Source organism: Actinosynnema sp. NPDC023587 (assembly GCF_040640215.1).
GTDB lineage: Bacteria > Actinomycetota > Actinomycetes > Mycobacteriales > Pseudonocardiaceae > Actinosynnema.
Genome location: NZ_JBFABG010000013.1, coordinates 109,245 through 125,202, shown reverse-complemented (window position 1 = coordinate 125,202; position 15,958 = coordinate 109,245). Strand labels below are relative to the sequence as shown.

The window sequence follows — 15,958 nt, the reverse complement described above, 5'->3', positions numbered from 1 at the left end:
CCGCCCGCAGCAGGGGGGTGTCAGCAGTGGCCGACGGAGGTCTGCCCCTCGACGAGCGACGAGTGCGTGTAGCCGGTACCCCACGGGGTGGACAAGCGGAACCAGCGGGCCGATCCGTAGTCCGAGGCGGGCGGGCTCACGTGCTGGCTGTCCAGCCAGCACTGCATCGTGACGCCGGTGCCGTTGCCCATGTACGCGATGCTGCCGCACGAGGTGGTGGGGCAGGTGCGCAGGTGTGCGCCACCTGAGTTCGAGCCGATGTAGCTGGCGAGCACGCCCGGGCCTTCGGCAGACGCCGGGGTGGCACCGGCGGCCAGGACGCCGCCGAACGCCACGGTCATCAGGGCCAGCGCCGCCGCTCGAACGGTCGTCCGCTTCCTCTTGTGCTCCACGGTCTTCCACCTCTTTCCGTTGTCGGTGAAGGTTCAGTCGATCGGGACTTCCCCATCGTGGAGCCGCTCCGGACCCGCCGGTACACCAGGCGTTGGCCAATCGGCGGCCACGTTCCGGCCAGTGCCGCGATCACCCGAGCGGCGTGGCCGCGATCTCGGGCGAGGTCGCACCGGTGCCCAGATCCGGTGCCGAGCGGTCGGCCCCGGTCTGGAGCCCGAGCGCGAGCCCGAGCGCGAAACCGATGGCCAGCAACCAGATGCCCAAACGCAAGAGGCGGCCCAAGGGGCAGAAGAGGTCCATGATCGACTCCCGGTCAGCGTGTGCGGTGTCAGTTCCGAGAGCTCTATCGTGCAGCGCTTCCACCGGCGGGAAGGGGTTTTCCGGTGTCCCACCGGTGCCGATACCGGTGCACCGCGCGGGATGACAACCGCTGGACACCTTCCGGTCAACCCCGGCCGCGACCACCGGTACCGATCGCCGGCGCGATTGAATCGGAGTCACGCCAAGAGGAAGGATGCCGATGCCCGGTCCCCACCCCGAGACGAGGCTCCTGGTCGCCGAGCTCAAGCTCCTGCGTCGAGGACGCGGTGTGCTCGCCCCCGAGTTGAAGCGCGGCCTCGGCCACTCGGTCCGGGTGCTGTGCGGGATCGGCGTCGAGGACGACGACGCGACGGCGCGGGCCAAGCTGTCCGCGACATTGTCGGACCTGGCCGCCGGGCTGCCGGAAGACCTGCGGATCTGCTTCACCGCGGCCTTCGCCCTCACCGACGAGGTCCGGTTGCCGTTTTACCTCCAGCGGCTGGAGTGGGCCGGTGCCCGGCTGGACCGCGAGGTCCGGACCGTGCGCCGGCGGGTCGACGAGAGCCTGCTGAGCGCGGCGCAGCTGGTCGCGGCCCGGCGCGCGGGCAGACCGGCCCTGCTCTGGTACACCAGCGACCTGCGGACCACGGTGTCCGTGGCCGGCGCTGAGGTGTTCGAGACGCGCAGGGTCGTCGCGTGCGACGACGGCGTGGAGGAACTCGACCTGGGGTGGTCGCTCACCCCCTCCCGCAGCGGGACGACCGACGTCGAGGGCGTGCAAGTCGAGGTCATCCATGGCGGGGTGCTGGTGCGCCGCTCGCGCGAGGCGTCCGCCCGGATCGCCACCACGGTGCGGTTCGCCGAGCCGTTGAGCGCCGGCCAGGAGCAGGAAATCGGGTTGCGGATCGTGCCCGGCGGACCACCGTGCCGGCACTACGTGTGTACCCCGCACGGGCGGTGCGACCGGTTCTCTCTGCGGGTGGTGTTCGCCGTGCCGCCACAGCAGGTCCTCGTGCTGGACGGTGTCCCCGCCTTCGAGGTGGAGGACGACCTCGTGCCGCGCCGCGCTCTCCCCGTGGGCCGGTCGCGGGAGTTCGCGGTGACGTTCACCGACCTGGTCGCCCACCTGTCCTACGGGTTGCGCTGGCGGTGAGCGGGCCGAGCCGTCAGCCCTTCCCCCGGTTCGCCAGGTCGACGCGGGCTGCGGCCTCGCCCAGCACGGCCGGGTTCAGCTCCGCGCTTAACGCGTCCGCGGTCGACCAGTGCGCACGGGCTGCGGCAACGTCGCCGCGCCGCGCCGCGACGTTGCCGCGACCGGTGACCGCGCGGGCCTGTTCGTCGATGTGGCCCGCCAGGTCCGCCAGGTCGGCGGCCTCGGCGTACCGCCGGTCCGCCTCCGCCGGGCGGGCGGCATGGTAGTCGATCCAGGCCAGGCAGTTCACCGCCAAGACGACACCCTCGACGTCCGCGTCGTCCTGCTGGGCGAGCTCCAACGCCTGCGTGGCGTGCTCGGCGGCTTCGTCGATGCGGCCCAAGTCGGTCAGCGCGAGGGCGAGGCCGCGCAGCGCGATCATGCTGTTGCGCTGGCGGCCGGTGCGCCGGTAGGCGGCCAGCACCTCGGCCAACTCCTCGACGGCGGTTTCGGTCTCCCCGAGGTAGATCCGTGCCCACGCCGTGCTGGACAACGCGTCGACCACGCCGTACTCGTCCCCAGCGTCGCTGAACGCCTCGTACGCGCGCCGATGGCTGTCCAGCGCCGCGTCGATCGCGCCCGCCTTGATGTGCGCCATCCCCAGCCCGTTGAGCATCATGCCGACCGCGGACAGGTCCTCTTGTGCGCGGGCCGCCACCAAGCCGTGTCCGTGGGTGGTCAGCCACGGCTCGATCAGCCGGTCGTGGAAGAAGATCCCGCGCAGCAGGTGGGCCAGTTGCCAGCACTGGCGGTGCAGCTCGTGCCGACCCGCCAGCTCGACGAGCCGGACGAGGGTCGGCCAGTGCGCCCGCAACCAGCCCAGTGCGGCGACGCGATCGTGCAGTGGGTGGGCGTGCACCGGTTCGACCGGCTGGTAGCGCCCTGGATTCATCAGCAGGTCGGCTGCGGCGACCCGGTCCACCGCGTGGTCCACGAGGCGGGCCACGGCCGAAGCCCGTGCGGCACGGTCGATTTCGGGCCGGACGTGGTTCACCGCGTACAGGCGGACCAGGTCGTGCATCCCGTACCCGTGCTCGCCCAGCGTCACCAGGTTCGCCTCGTGCAGCCGGTCGAGCAGGCGGTCGGCCTCGCCGAGCGGTAAGGCGCACATGGCTTCCACGGCGTCCGCCTCGATCACCGCGCCGGGGTGGCAGGCCAGCAGCCCGAACATCCGCCGCTGGTCGGCGGGCAGCTCGGCGCAAGACATCGCCAGCGCCGCCGCCACCCCGCGCTCGCCATCGTCCAGGCTGGCCAGGCGGGTGCGCTCGTCGGCCAGTCGCCGGCGGAACCGGGCCGCGCTCCAGCCGCCGTCGGCGTACCGCACGGCGGCGATCCGCACGGCCAGCGGCAGCTTGTCGCACAGCGCGACGATGTGCACGGCCTCCGCCGAGTCCGGTGCGACATCACCGACCAGCGCGCGGAACAGGCCCACGGCGTCATCGGTGCCCAACGCCCCGATCCGCACGTGCCACGCATCGTCCAAGGCTGAGAGCTTGCGCCGACTGGTGATCAGCACGCGGCACGCCTCCTCGGCGGGCAGCAACGGGCGGACCTGGGCCGCGTCTGCGACGTTGTCGAACACCAGCAGGACCCGCCGCCCGCGCAGGCGGTCGCGCAGCACGTTCGCGCGGCCGTCGAGGTCGGCCGGGACGCGGTCGCAGCCCAGCAGCGTGAGCATGGTGTGCAGGACGTCGGCCGAAGAGGCCGGGACGACACCGGGCGTGTGCCCGCCCAGGTCGAAGAACAGCGCGCCGTCGGGGAAGTCGCCCTCGGCTCGCCGTGCGGCGGTGAGCGCGGTGGCCGTCTTGCCGACGCCCGCGGTGCCGTGCAGCACGCATACCCGTACTTCCCCCTCGCCGAGCAGCATCGACGTCAACGTCGCCAGTTCGTGACCACGGCCCACGAAGTGCTGCGGAGGTCCGGGCAGACCGCGCGGACCGGTCGTGTCCGGTGCCACGGCCGTGTTCCCGTCCGGCAGCAGCGCGAGCAGTTCACCGTCGGCCCGCAAGGCCGCGTCGAACCGCGTGGCCAGGTCGCGCTGCACGTTCACGCGACTGTTCTCGATCCGACTGATGTACCCCTTGGTCAGGTACACCTTCGCCCCCAGTGCGTCCTGCGACAGGTTCGCGGCCACCCTGCGGCGGCGCAGCTCGGTTCCGAATTCGGTCATGGCTCCCGGGTTTCTCGACGAGCGGGGCAGAAAGACCCCCGCCCGTGTCCGCTGCGAGGCGGGCACGGGCGGGCACGGGGCGGGCGGAGCGTCACACAAGCAGGCTGATCAACAAGAGCACGATCATGGCGTAATGAGTGTGCACCGCATTTCTCCTTTCGACAATCGGTCGGTGAAAGTCGGTGCCACCATCGTGCTCGGACCATTCGGTGCGCCACAAGATCATGGGGTTTCACACTGTTTCGGGTGTTCGGAAACGTTTCGTCACACCGTTTGCCGCACTTCTGCGGTATCCGCCCGGTGAAGCCGTCGGCGCAGCTCACGTGGGTAAGCTGCGAGGGCGGAGACGGGGTGGTGTTGTGCGCGCTGACGACCGGATGGACGAGCTCATCGCGGACCTGAAGGTCCTGCGTCGGGGCCTCGGTGTCCAGGAGACCTCCGTGCCCCGGTCCGCCGGGGCGGCGCTGCGCCGGGTCTGCGGGGTGCCGGACGGCGCGTCGGCGGGCGTCGTCCGGCAGCGGATCGTCACCGCGCTGGGCGAGCTGGTCGACCGGATTCCCGAGGGCCAGCGGGCGATCGCGCGCGCGGTGCTCGGCTTCGACAACCCGGCCAACCTCTCCTACACGGCCCGGCTCGCGCGGTTGGGCGAGGTCGTGGACCGGGACACCCGCACGATGCAGCGGCGCGCGGACGACGTCGTCTGCCTGGTCGCGGAGCTCGCCCTCGCGCCGGGAATACCGCCACCGGCCGGCACTGCGGACGGTACCCCCTGGCACACCCGGGAGTTGAAGGTCCGCGTGCTGCTGCGCGGTCCCGGGGTCGAGGTGTTCGAGACGCGGCGGGTGGTGAGCCACGTGTCCGGCCTGACCGGGATCGAGCACGCCGTCTCGGTGATCCCGGCGACCGCACCGGGCGGTCCGGTGGACCTGCGCACTCTGGGTATCGACGAGATCGAGGGCGGCGAGGTGGTCGACCCTAGGGCGGTGTCAGCGCACCGCGTCGCGTTCACCCTGCGCCCGCCCGAGCCGCTCGGGCGCGGGGACGAGCACTCCTTCTTCTTTCGCGTCCGGGTGCCCACCATCGCCCCCCTCTACTGCTGCACGCCGGAGTTCGCCTGCGAGCGGTTCGTGCTCAGCGTGGGCTTCCTCCGGGGCGTGCCGCCCCGGCGCATCTGGCGCATCGAGGGCGAGCTCTCCATGCAGGCGGACGACCCCACGCCCGTCCGCCGACCGCTGTACCCGGACAGCGCCGGCGAGGTGCGGGTGGAGTTCGAGGACCTGCGTCCCGCCCGGTCGTACGGCATCGGGTGGGAGCCGTCCGCCTGAGCCCGGCTACCTCGTGGTGGGCACCGGTGCACCGGAGGTCGGCATCCGGCCGGGTACGCCGGTCAGGCGGGGGTCGCCGAACACCAGTTCTGCTGCCTGGCACGGCTTGACCGGCGCATCGAGCTGCCACTGGACGGTCAGCCGCAGTGCGCCGGACAGGTCGACCTTCACCGGTACCGGGTGGGCGAACCGAACGGTGTCGGTGAACAGCGGACGGTCGTCGACGATCACCTCGACCCGCACCGCGGTCTCCTTCACGCGCGCGTCGTCGGACAGGCCGAGGGTGCCCTCCAGGGACAGGTAGCCGCGCAGGAGGTTGTACTCGACGGACCCCTTCTCCCCGCCGCAGTCGCCCAGCACGGAGGTGAGGCTGTGGGGGAAGACGGTGCCGTTCACGCTGACCCCCTCCATATGCTGGCTGCCGTACCACTCGCCCGCCACGGGCTTGAGCGAGTCCAACTGGACGGGCACCGGGCCGGTCGCCGTCGGCGGCGCGGACGTGGTGGTGCCAGAAGTCGTCGACGAGATCGATTGCGTGGTGGTCGTGGTCGTGGTGGTCGTGGTGGTGGCGACGGTCGTGGGTACCGGCGGCGAAGGTGGCTGCGCCTCCGGCTGGCCGTCCCCGGAGAAGAGCAGCACCCCCGCACCGACCATCGCCACCAGGCCTGCACCGAGCAGGACCCTGGTCTTCTTCCGCTTGGGCACGATCGCGAACCTTCCGGTGGACGGGAGAGGAACGGGTCGGGGCGGTGCGGGCACGCCGTCGACGAGGGCCAGCCCGCCGAGGATCAGCGCCAGCTCGCCGCACTGCCGGGTGACCTCGGCGGCGGAGGGCCGGTGCAACGGGTCCTTGGCGAGCATCCGGCCGATCAGGTCGGCCAACTCCCGCGGCATCCCCGGCACGACGCCGGGCACCATCGACTCGTGCTGCCGCAGCACCTCGGTCAGCGAGCCGGTGAACGGCGGCCGGCCGCAGCACGCCTCGTAGAGCAGCGCACCCAGCGAGTACACGTCGGCTCCGGCACCGATCGCCCGGTCACCGGCGATCTCCGGGGCGGCGTACTGCGGCACCGCGGTCGTGATCTCGTCGCGAGCGGTCCGCCGCAACGTCACCCGGGCGGCTTCAACGCCGTACCCGGTGAGCAGCACCGCCGAGCCGTCGAGCCGCACGTTCTCCGGGCACACCGCCAAGTGCAGCGCGTACGCGCCGTGCAGGTCCGCCAGCACCGAGGCGATGTCGGCACCCAGCGACGCGACCTGCGCCGGCAGCACCCGGACCTCCACGTCCAGCAGGTCGCGCAGGGTGGCCGGTGGCAACGGGTCGGTCACCAGCCCGAGCCGGTCGCCGTCGCGCACCACCTCGCGCACCACCGCCAGCCGGGCGTTCTCCGCTCCCACCACCTGCGCCAGTTGCTCGCGGATCTGGGCGTCCACCCCCGGGGTGGTGGCCAGCCGGCGGTCCACCAGCGTGATGGACACCGGCGATGCCGGCCGGTCCGACCCGGCCTCCACCAGGTGCCCGGAGCGGACCTCGCCCAGCGCCGACCCGGCGAGCGGCGGGCCCAGCGCGTACCGGTTGCCGAAGTTCTGGTTCATCAGCGGTCGTGTCTCCTCTCCGCACCGGCTCGGCCGGTGCGCGACGAGCACACCTGTGCCGGTGGTCCGCCGAGAAGGTCACCGGCACGACAGAACGACGACGGTCGGAGCTACCGCTTGCGCGTCACGTCGTCGAGGGAGTTGAAGAACTTCCACACCGGCTTCGGCATCTTGATTAACAGGTTCCCGGTGCGCGCCATGCTCGCCCACTGCTGCCACGGGCCGTGCTGCTCGACCAGCACCTGCCGGGACTCCGCGATCAGCGGCCGGGCGCGGTCGAGCTCGTTGCCCTTCGCCAGGCAGATGCCGAGCTGGAATCGGGTCAGCTGGCTCTCGGGGTGTCCCCGGCCCAGCACGGCGGTCTGGCGCGGCAGCAGCTCGTCGAAGATCACCGCCGCCCCGCTCCAGTCCTCCAGGCCCATCGTCGACAACCCGGTCCACTGCCGGGCCTTGAGCCGCAACGGGTGGTCGGCACCGAGTCGGCTGGCGATCCGCTCCTCCGCGTCGGCGAGCTCGGTCAGGGCTTCGCCGTGCCGAGAGTTGTTGTGGAGGGTCTGGCCGCGCAGGACGAGGAGTTCGAGGGTGAGCGGGTGGTCGCGGCCGAGCCACTCGGTGGACTCGTCCAGCGCGCGGCGCACCTGCTTGACCGCCTGGCCCCACTCCACCGGGCGGGCGCGCATCTCCGACCACGCCAGGGTCAGCTCGGCCTCGGCGAGCACCGCGACCGCCTGCCTGCTCAGGTGGTGGCGCGGCACACCCGCCGCCGCGAAGACCTCGATCAACCCGGTGGTGTCCTGACGCGCTTGCACGACCTTGCCGGTGAGCAGCCGCAACCGGGCCTGCTCCAGCAGCGCGACGGGGCGTGCGCCGCGGTGGTCGGACACCGGTTGGGCGTGCAGCACGCCAGGCAGCAGCCCGTCCAGAGTGGCCAGAGCGGCGCGGTAGTCGCCGCGCAGTCGCAGGGCCGCGACCCGGGCCAACCCGACCCGCACGCGTTCCTCGGCGGGCAGCCATACCGGGTCCGACCCGTGCTCGGCCACCGCGGGGTGGTCGTGGAACACCCGGTTCGCCGCGGCGAAGTCACCGGCCAGGTCGTGGGCGGCGGCGGCCAGGAACCGCGCCCGGTACTCGGTGCGGCCGTCCCGGTCCCCGCGTGCCCTGGAGATCAACTCGGTCGCGTGGGCGAGCGCGGCGGAGGTGTCCCCGGCCGCCACCGCGAGCCGTGCCGCCGCCACCAGGTCCTGGACCGGCCCGGTGGTACCGCACAACCGCGCTGCGGTAGCCCGCGCGTCGTACGCCGCCGAGATCTCGCCGCGTTCCTCGTAGCGGACGGCCGCTTCGCGCAGGAGGGCGAGCCGCAGCGGTACCGGGACCTGGTCGTGTGCGGCGACGCGGAGCGCGTGCAGCTGGAGGTCCAGGGAGAGCGCGGGTCCGGCGAGCGCGGCGGACACCACCACCGCCGCGCGGTGTGCGCAGGCGGCGAGCACCTCGACGTCGGCGTCACGGCGCACGGCGTCCGCGACCAAGGCGTGCAGCTGCCACGTCTGCCGGCTGCCGGGTACGCGGTCGCTGCGGTGCAACAGGCTGAACTCCTCCAGCTCCTGGAGCGCCTTGGCGACCAGCATGGGTGCCGCGCCGCCCAGGCGCGCGGACACCCCTTCGACGAGGAGTTCACCGGTGAACGGAGCCGGGCCCAGCACGGCGGCGAAGTCCAGCACCGCGCGGGCGTGGGCACTGCGGGCGCGCACGACGCGCGCCAGGTCGTCCACTGCGGGATCGGCGGCGGGTTCCCGGCGCAACGCCTCGTCCAACGCGCCGGTGCCCTGCGCCTCGCGCAGTTCCCGGACGATGGGCAGCAGGGCGACCGGGTGGCCTCCCCACCGCTCGGTGAGCGCGGCGATCGCGCGGCGTTCCACGCGGTCGAGCGACGGCCACTGGGCGCGGAACAGCTCCTCGACCTCCTGCGGCGTGAGCCCGCCGACGGCGACCGCGCGGACCTCGGCCGTCGGCGGCACGGTCTGGGCGGTGAGCACGGTGTGCACCCTGGGCGACGGCAGGACCAGCCGGTCGATGGCCGCGCCCACGCCGTCCGGGACGTCGTCCACGACCCACAGCACCTCCTGCCCGGCCGAGGTCAGGCGGTCGGCCAGGGTGGCGATCGCCTGGTCCGGTGCCAGCCCGCCGAGGTCGAGGCCGAACCGGGTGGCGGCCACCCGCCCCACCGCCGCCGCGAAGTGCCCGAGCACGCGGTCCGCCGGCACACCGGCCAGGTCCACCCACTCCACACCGCCTGGGTACGCGTCGCGGAACAGGAACGTGTACTGCTCAGCCAGCACGGTCTTGCCCATGCCCGCCGGGGCCTTGAGCACCACCGCCGAATCCGGCGCGGGCTCGTGCGCTGCCCACAGCCGGCCGCCGTGCAGGGCGCTGTGCACGTCCCACAGCTCCCGGTAGCGCCCGACGAACCTGCGGGGCCGAGCCAGCCGGGCGTGCAGGTCGCCTTCCGCGGGCGGTGCGCCGAACGCGATGCCGTTCGTGGCGGCCACCTTGGCGACGACGGCGTCGGCCAGCGCGTCCGCGCTGTGCGGCCCGACCCACGACGAGTAGACCGCGTCGGTCAACTCCACCGGCGCGATGTGGTTCTCGTCGGGCTCCGGGTTCGCCACCAGCACGCGGTCGCGTGGATCGCCGTGCCGGCGGGCGGCGAGGAACGCCCTGGTCAACTCCCACTGGCAGGCGTAGCGCAGCGGGTAGCGCCGGGAGTAGAAGGCCAGCAGCACGGCCGACTCGTCCAGTTCGCGCTTGAGGTGGCCGGTGATCGGGTCGAACAGCGACAGATCCTTGTCGCGAAACACCTTCACCCCCCGCGCGCGCAGCGCCCGCTCGATCAGGTCCACCGCGGGTTCGTCCGCCCACGTGTAGCTCAAGAAGACCTGCGGCGAAGTCCGGTGCGTCATCGTTCTCCTGTCGGTTCGCGTTCTGCCACCACGATGCCGGATGCGCGGGGAACGCGATTCGGTGAAGACCGGACAAAAGCACGACAAAATCGCGGCAACAGTGGTTAACCGGCCTTCCCTGGTGCAGTTCCGGTTGAATTACGACGCTGCCGGCCGACAACCGGGGATCAGTCGGTGAACACCGAAAACCGACTGCGGGTCACGGACACCGCCGAGGGGCGTGGCCGACCTGCTCGGCGCGATCCACGGCTTGTTGAGGTGGTGGCCGCCTACCGCGCGAAGGCGCGTGGCGGCTGGAGTGGGGGGCCGCCACATGAGCGGCCCCGCGACCAGGATGGTCGGGGCCGGTGCTGCGGCCAGCGGCCGATCAGCCGGCGTAGGGGGCCTTCGCCGCCTTCGCCGCCGTCAGGAACGCCCCCTTGTTCTTCGGCCAGAACAAGCTGTCGACGCACGAGTACTGCGGGAAGAACCCGCCGCAGGTGCCGCTGGCCGAACCGATCTCGAACGTGTAGCTCGCGATACCCAGGGTGCCGTAGGTGAAGTCGTCGGTCGTGCCCGTCGTGTCGCCTTCGGCACCGACCGTGTAACCGTTGAACGCCGCCATCTTCCGGCCCAGTGCCGCCAACTGCGCCGCGTTCGGGTTCGCGTTCCACGTCCAGCCCCACGGGGGCATGATCAGGTTGCCGTGGCTGTGGACCGTGATCATGACGCCCTTGGTCGTCACCGGCGCGGGGTCGGTGTCACCCGGGCCCCGCTGGTCGGGGAACAGCCGCGTGAACCACGCCTCGACCGCCTTGGTCTCCGGCTCCGAACCGGCCGCCGTGCCCTGGTAGGTCTCGCCGCACCGGCTGGTGCCCGCCTTGCCCCACTTGAACGTGGAGTTGCGGTTGAGGTCCACGCCGTAGGACGGTGCCGAGCACGACGCGCCGGTGTTGTTCGCGTTCTTGCGCTGCATCAGCGGCCGGTTGCCGCCGGACGCGACGATGTCCACGCCGTCGGGGTTGACGATCGGCACCACCCACAGCTCCGTGGTGTCCAGGATGGACGTCACCTCGGCGTCCGTGCCGTACCCCTGGGTGACGTGGTCGATCCACCGCCACGCGAGCTCGCCGGTGGCCAGCTCCCGCGCGTGGAGCTGCGCCATCAACGCGAACCGGGGCTTGGGTGAGTTGGGGTCCAGCGCGCAGTCACCGGCCTGCTTCTTGGTGATGCAGATGGCTTTGATGTCGTGCCCGCCCTGGCCGCGCGTCTTGCGCCAGCTATCGCCGATGTCATACACCCGCGTCAACGCCGGGTACGCCGCCGCGACGTCGTTCAGGTGCTTGTCGTGCTCGGCCACCGTCCGGTAGCCGCCGTAGAACGTCCGCACGCCGACGTCGGCGGTCCGGCCGGGCGTCAGCGGCTTGTACACCGTGTCGACCTTCTCCGGCCGGTAGCCGAGGGCGGCCAGCCGATCGGCGACGCGCGGGTCACCGACGACCTGGACAGCGCCGTCGACGCCGTGGTCGACGTCGAACCCGGCCGCTTGCAACGTGCGCTCATCCGCGCCGGGCACCTGCCAGTAGTACGGCGCGGTGTCCGGCTGCGCGGCCAACGAATCAGTCCCCAGCAGCAACAACGCCACTGTGACGAGACCTGTCCACACCTTCATCGACAAGACCTCCAGACGAGCCGGCGGCCGAGGCAGGGGGACAGCGGACCGCCGCGCCGAACGCGAGTATGGAGCACCGCACCGGTGATCAGAACCTACGAACGGTGGTCACCTGAACGCGAAGCGTAATTCTCGCGCCGGAGTCCGGCAACGTGGAGTGACGTCCGAGGCGTCGCGCCACCGGAGCTGACCGGGTGGTCGGCGAAGGTGGTCAGGGGCGGAATCCCGGCACTGCGGCATCCGGCCCGAGCGACCCCGCGCGCCGGAGCGGACCGGCCTGCGACCACCCCGTGAACCCGCCGCACCCGTCCTGATCAACCGACAGGTGTGGCGCACCCCGGTTCAGGGAAACCACCCCGTGTGAACACGAGGAAGCGTGCGACGCTGGAGGCGTTGGAGAGAAGGATGCCGCTGACCTGGCAAGGCATCCTCATGGTGCTCTGCGCCGTGGCGCTCCTGGGGATCGGCGTGTACGACCTGTCCGGTGGCGAGGCCGGCAATGGCGTCGTGCTGATCCTGTGCGGTGTCTTCAGCGTCCTGCTGGCGGTGTTCTTCTTTCGCGGTGCCCGCCGACTCCGGTCCCTGCGCGGCGACTGACCGCTGCGCTTCCGTCGAGGGTGAGCACAGTCCTACCGCCTGCTCAGGCGGATTCCGGGTTGAACAAACAGCCCTTCGACCGACCACCTGATCCCGCGCGGCTCACCGCCGTGGTGCGGGAATGGAAGTGGAGGGCCCGTTGAAGGTCGCGCTGGTGGTGGAACAGCCAGAAGTGTTCGACATCTCCGCGTCGGCGGCCGGTTTGGCCCGGCGCGGTCACGAGGTCGTCGTCTACACCCGGCCCGACGATCGCCGCACGCCCGACGGGGGTACCGCCTTCCGGGTCGTGCGCGGACCGGACCGGACCGACGACGACAACCACCTGGGCGGTTTCGCCGACTTCGTCACCGGACGATTGCGGGTGCTGCGGCCGGACGTGGTGCACGCCCACCACTGGACGTCCGGACTCGCCGCGCTGGCGGCTGTCAACGGCACCGCGGTGCCGGTGGTCCACTCGTTCCACTCGTTGGGCACGGTGACGCGCAGGCTCGGCCGCTGGGACGCGAGCCCGCCCGAGCGCGTGGACGCCGAGCGCCTCATCGGACGCCGTGCGGCGCACGTGATCGCGGCCTCCCAGGCCGAACTGCGCGAGCTGCTGGCGATGGGGGTCGCCCGCACGAAGGTGACCGTGGTACCGCACGCGGTCGACACCCGGAGGTTTCGCCCCCGGGGCACGGTCTCCGCGCGCCGCCTCGCCAGACGGGTGGTCGCCGTCGGCTCGTTGGTGCCGCACGAGGGACTGGGTGACGTCGTCACGGCGTTGAGCGCGCTGCCGGACACCGAACTGGTCATCGCCGGGCGCACGGACGCCGATCCCCGGCGGTGGCTGCGCGACCACGCGAAGGCGTGCGGTGTCCTGCACCGCGTGCGCTTCGCGGGCCCGGTGTCGCAGGCCGCGCTGCCCACCCTGCTGCGCTCGGCGGACGTCGTGGTGTGCGCACCGTGGGACAGCCTCGACTACACGGTGGCGCTGGAAGCGATGGCGTGCGGCACGGCGGTGGTCGCCACCGAGGTCGGTGGCCTCGCCGAGGCGGTCGTGGACGGCGTGGCCGGCCTCCTGGTCCCGCCGCGTGAGCCGAGGGCCCTGGCCAGGGCGCTCCGCACGCTGCTCGCCGACGACGCCCGCAGGTTCGCCCACGGCGTCGCGGGCGTCGATCGCGTCGAGTCCTGCTACTCGCCGGAACAGGAGATCGGGGAGGTCGAGCGGGTGCACCACCTCGTCACCGGGCGCACGCCGCCCGACCGCCCGGTCGTGCCGCGTCCCGCGTCGCCCCCGGCGGTGCGCCTCATGCGGAAGCTCAGCGCCCTGCCGGCCCAGAAGTAGGACCCGGTCGCGGCACCCGAGGGGACGTTCAGGCGACGCGGCGGGCGCGGTCGGAAGCGGGCCACACGTAGGGCAGGTCGGGCGGCACGTCGGGGAACTCCGGCCGGTAGTGCGCCGGATCTTTGCGCACCAGAGCCGACTGGTGGCTGCGGTGCAGTTCCTCGTCGCCCAGCCACGGCGGCAGTTCGCCCGCCCGACCCAACTCCGCTTGGCCGCGCACCTCGATCTCGCCCAACGCCCCGGTCAGGTCGGCGCGCAGCGTCACCGCGCAGGTGTCGGCGTGCCCGAGCGCGCACCACGCGCCGCAGATCTCCAGGCCGTACCGCACCAGCGCCTCCTCGTACCCGGCCCACATCCCCACGGCCGGGTGGTGCCGCCAGCCGTAGCCCGGCACGATCAGGCCGCGCAACACCTGGATCGCCTCGACCCGTTGCTTGCCCAGCCTCCGGTTGTCCAGCGTGCGGGCGGTCGCGGCGAAGTCGGCGTGCGGCAGGAACGTCTGCATGGCCCCCGGATACCCGGAGGGGCAGGCGTTGTAGACCTCACGCCAGGGTGATGTCACGGGGCGTGTGCGCCCTGGTAGCTCAGCCGCACCCACGCGGCAACGGCGAGAGGTTCCTCTGCTGGGTGCCCATGGGCGGCGGGTCGGGGGTGGCTCACACGTGAGGGTGAGTCCGTTAGGCCGATTGTGTCTTCTTTCCTCCTCCTGAACACTTCGTTGACCCAAGTGGGCGGCATTCAGCCAGGAGGAAATCTGTGGGATCGACATCCCGGGTGCTCGGTGGCCTGGCCACCGTGATCGCGCTCGTCGCGGGGACCGCCCCGGCGGCGTCGGCCGCACCGGAGAACGACTTCCGGCCCGCCGCCGTCGACTGGGCCCCGTGCCCCGAACTGCCCGAGGTCGAGTGCGGCACGCTGCGGCTGCCCGTCGACTGGTCCCGGCCACGCGGCGAGAAGTTCGACCTCGCGCTGGCCAGGCGCAAGGCCTCGGACCCGGCCAAGCGCATCGGCAGCCTGGTGATCCACCCCGGCGGCCCCGGCCCCTCCGGCGTGGAGTTCGCCTTCGCCGCGCCCTACTGGTTCAGCCCGCAGGTCCAGGAGCGGTTCGACATCGTCGGGTTCGACCCGCGCGGTGTGGGGCGCAGCAGCCCGATCACCTGTTCCGCCGACCTGCTGGCCCGCCGCCCCTCGACCTACCCCACCACCCAGGCCGGTTTCGCGGCGCTGGGCCGCTACAACCGCGACCTCGCCGCCGACTGCCGCGCGCGCAGCGGCCCGATCTACGACCACAGCGACTCCCTGGCGGTGGTCGAGGACGTCGACGCCATCCGACAGGCGCTGGGCGAGCGGAAGATCAGCTACTACGGCCTGTCCTACGGCACGCTGGTCGGCATGCAGTACGCCGAGCGCTACGGCCGCAACCTGCGCGCGATGGTCAACGACTCCAACCTCGACCACAGCCTCGACGCGCGGAGCTTCGTCGAGGGCACCGCGATCGCCGCCGAGGACTCGTTCCGCGAGTTCGTGGAGTGGTGCGGCACCACGCCGTCCTGTGCGCTGCACGGCCGGGACGTGGGGGCGTTCTGGGACGACCTGATCGCCCGCGCCGATCGCGGCGAGATCTCCGAGCCGGGCGACCCCTCGCGGCCGGTGTCGGCGAACCAGATCATCGACTACGCGCTGCTGTCCTTCTACGACCCGAGCTGGACCCAGCTCGCGCAGTGGCTGGTCGCCCGCGCCGAGACCGCGCCGACGACGACCCGGGCGGCCACGGCCGACGAGGTGGTCGCCGATCCGTTCCTGCCGGTGTTCTGCCAGGACTGGCAGATCCGCCCGCGCTCGCTGCGCGAGTACACCGGCCTGCTGCGCCGCGCCGACGAACTCGCGCCGCACATGTCCCGCGCCTTCCTCGGCCACCAGGTCACCCACGGCTGCGTCGGCCTGCCGGACGCGACCAACCCGCAGCAACGGCCGCGTCTGGACAACGCGCCGAAGATCCTGCTGCTCAACAACCTGCACGACCCGTCGACCGGCTACGGCTGGGCGAAGTCCCTGCACCGCCAGACCCGGGACAAGACCGTCCTGCTCACCTACGAGGGTTGGGGCCACGGCTCCTACATCCGCACCGACTGCGTGCGCGACACGGCGGACCGCTACCTGATCTCCCTGCGCACCCCCGCGAACGGCACCCGCTGCGCACCCGCCGAATCACCCGAGGTCCCCATCCCGACAGCGGCGAGGAGCGCGACGCCCCGGCCTGCGGCCACCGGCTGGTAGTTCCTCCACCACCGTGCGGTCACGGCGGCAGGGCGGTAGTCCGCTTCTGCCGCCGTGACCGCACGACCGGTGGGAAAGCGAGTCGTGCCACCGCACCCCCTTCGGCGTGGATCGGGTCATTCGTCCGTAATGCGGGTTAAGCGGGCTGGATTGCGCGTTACTGCGGCTTGTCTGGT

General features: G+C 72.1%; 12 protein-coding genes. 5 read left to right on the top strand and 7 right to left on the bottom strand.

Annotated elements, in window-relative coordinates; all coding sequences use genetic code 11:
* Positions 1-20: 20 nt before the first annotated feature.
* Complete coding sequence (locus tag AB0G01_RS28305; RefSeq protein WP_360951362.1) at positions 21-392, bottom strand: hypothetical protein; 372 nt, start codon at positions 390-392, stop codon at positions 21-23.
* Positions 393-522: 130 nt separating this feature from the next.
* Positions 523-693, bottom strand: coding sequence for a hypothetical protein (locus AB0G01_RS28300; RefSeq protein WP_360951359.1), 171 nt, complete (start codon positions 691-693; stop codon positions 523-525).
* 220 nt (positions 694-913) lie between these two features.
* On the opposite strand from AB0G01_RS28300, the gene AB0G01_RS28295 reads away from it, so the two are divergent.
* Positions 914-1,846, top strand: a complete 933-nt coding sequence (locus AB0G01_RS28295; protein WP_360951356.1) for a hypothetical protein — start codon at positions 914-916, stop codon at positions 1,844-1,846.
* 13 nt (positions 1,847-1,859) lie between these two features.
* Here AB0G01_RS28295 and AB0G01_RS28290 read toward each other — a convergent pair whose 3' ends face one another.
* Positions 1,860-4,055, bottom strand: coding sequence for a helix-turn-helix domain-containing protein (locus AB0G01_RS28290; protein ID WP_360951353.1), 2,196 nt, complete (start codon positions 4,053-4,055; stop codon positions 1,860-1,862).
* Positions 4,056-4,414: 359 nt separating this feature from the next.
* Here AB0G01_RS28290 and AB0G01_RS28285 point away from each other — a divergent pair, with 359 nt between their 5' ends.
* Complete coding sequence (locus AB0G01_RS28285) at positions 4,415-5,380, top strand: hypothetical protein (protein ID WP_360951350.1); 966 nt, start codon at positions 4,415-4,417, stop codon at positions 5,378-5,380.
* 6 nt (positions 5,381-5,386) lie between these two features.
* Here the strand turns inward: AB0G01_RS28285 and AB0G01_RS28280 are convergent, their stop codons facing one another.
* The 3 genes from AB0G01_RS28280 to AB0G01_RS28270 form a co-directional block, all read right to left on the bottom strand.
* Positions 5,387-6,976, bottom strand: a complete 1,590-nt coding sequence (locus AB0G01_RS28280; protein WP_360951347.1) for a protein kinase — start codon at positions 6,974-6,976, stop codon at positions 5,387-5,389.
* Positions 6,977-7,086: 110 nt separating this feature from the next.
* Complete coding sequence (locus AB0G01_RS28275) at positions 7,087-9,933, bottom strand: TIR domain-containing protein (protein WP_360951344.1); 2,847 nt, start codon at positions 9,931-9,933, stop codon at positions 7,087-7,089.
* A 367-nt stretch (positions 9,934-10,300) separates the two neighbouring features.
* Positions 10,301-11,584 carry a M14 family zinc carboxypeptidase gene (locus AB0G01_RS28270; RefSeq protein WP_360951342.1) on the bottom strand — a complete coding sequence of 428 codons (1,284 nt, stop codon included), beginning with the start codon at positions 11,582-11,584 and terminating at the stop codon, positions 10,301-10,303.
* A 360-nt stretch (positions 11,585-11,944) separates the two neighbouring features.
* On the opposite strand from AB0G01_RS28270, the gene AB0G01_RS28265 reads away from it, so the two are divergent.
* Both AB0G01_RS28265 and AB0G01_RS28260 read left to right on the top strand, forming a co-directional pair.
* The gene (locus AB0G01_RS28265) at positions 11,945-12,181 is read left to right on the top strand and encodes a hypothetical protein (RefSeq protein ID WP_360951339.1); all 237 of its coding nucleotides are present in this window, start codon (positions 11,945-11,947) and stop codon (positions 12,179-12,181) included.
* A gap of 121 nt (positions 12,182-12,302) precedes the next feature.
* A complete protein-coding gene (locus tag AB0G01_RS28260) occupies positions 12,303-13,505 on the top strand; it encodes a glycosyltransferase (RefSeq protein WP_360951336.1) in 1,203 nt (400 codons plus the stop codon).
* 28 nt (positions 13,506-13,533) lie between these two features.
* Here AB0G01_RS28260 and AB0G01_RS28255 read toward each other — a convergent pair whose 3' ends face one another.
* Entirely contained in the window at positions 13,534-14,010 is a 477-nt protein-coding gene (locus tag AB0G01_RS28255) for an MSMEG_6728 family protein (RefSeq protein WP_360951333.1), read from the bottom strand.
* A gap of 251 nt (positions 14,011-14,261) precedes the next feature.
* On the opposite strand from AB0G01_RS28255, the gene AB0G01_RS28250 reads away from it, so the two are divergent.
* Positions 14,262-15,782: an alpha/beta hydrolase gene (locus AB0G01_RS28250; RefSeq protein ID WP_360951330.1), complete on the top strand. Its 1,521-nt coding sequence runs from the start codon at positions 14,262-14,264 to the stop codon at positions 15,780-15,782.
* Positions 15,783-15,958: the final 176 nt, after the last annotated feature.

Excerpts from the sequence above, each read along its gene's own strand:
- AB0G01_RS28295 (WP_360951356.1), top strand. The coding sequence starts at position 914 with ATGCCCGGTCCCCACCCCGAGACGAGGCTCCTGGTCGCCGAGCTCAAG.
- AB0G01_RS28255 (WP_360951333.1), bottom strand. The coding sequence starts at position 14,010 with ATGCAGACGTTCCTGCCGCACGCCGACTTCGCCGCGACCGCCCGCACG.
- AB0G01_RS28280 (WP_360951347.1), bottom strand. The coding sequence starts at position 6,976 with ATGAACCAGAACTTCGGCAACCGGTACGCGCTGGGCCCGCCGCTCGCC.
- AB0G01_RS28275 (WP_360951344.1), bottom strand. The coding sequence starts at position 9,933 with ATGACGCACCGGACTTCGCCGCAGGTCTTCTTGAGCTACACGTGGGCG.
- AB0G01_RS28300 (WP_360951359.1), bottom strand. The coding sequence starts at position 693 with ATGGACCTCTTCTGCCCCTTGGGCCGCCTCTTGCGTTTGGGCATCTGG.
- AB0G01_RS28290 (WP_360951353.1), bottom strand. The coding sequence starts at position 4,055 with ATGACCGAATTCGGAACCGAGCTGCGCCGCCGCAGGGTGGCCGCGAAC.
- AB0G01_RS28270 (WP_360951342.1), bottom strand. The coding sequence starts at position 11,584 with ATGAAGGTGTGGACAGGTCTCGTCACAGTGGCGTTGTTGCTGCTGGGG.
- AB0G01_RS28260 (WP_360951336.1), top strand. The coding sequence starts at position 12,303 with ATGGAAGTGGAGGGCCCGTTGAAGGTCGCGCTGGTGGTGGAACAGCCA.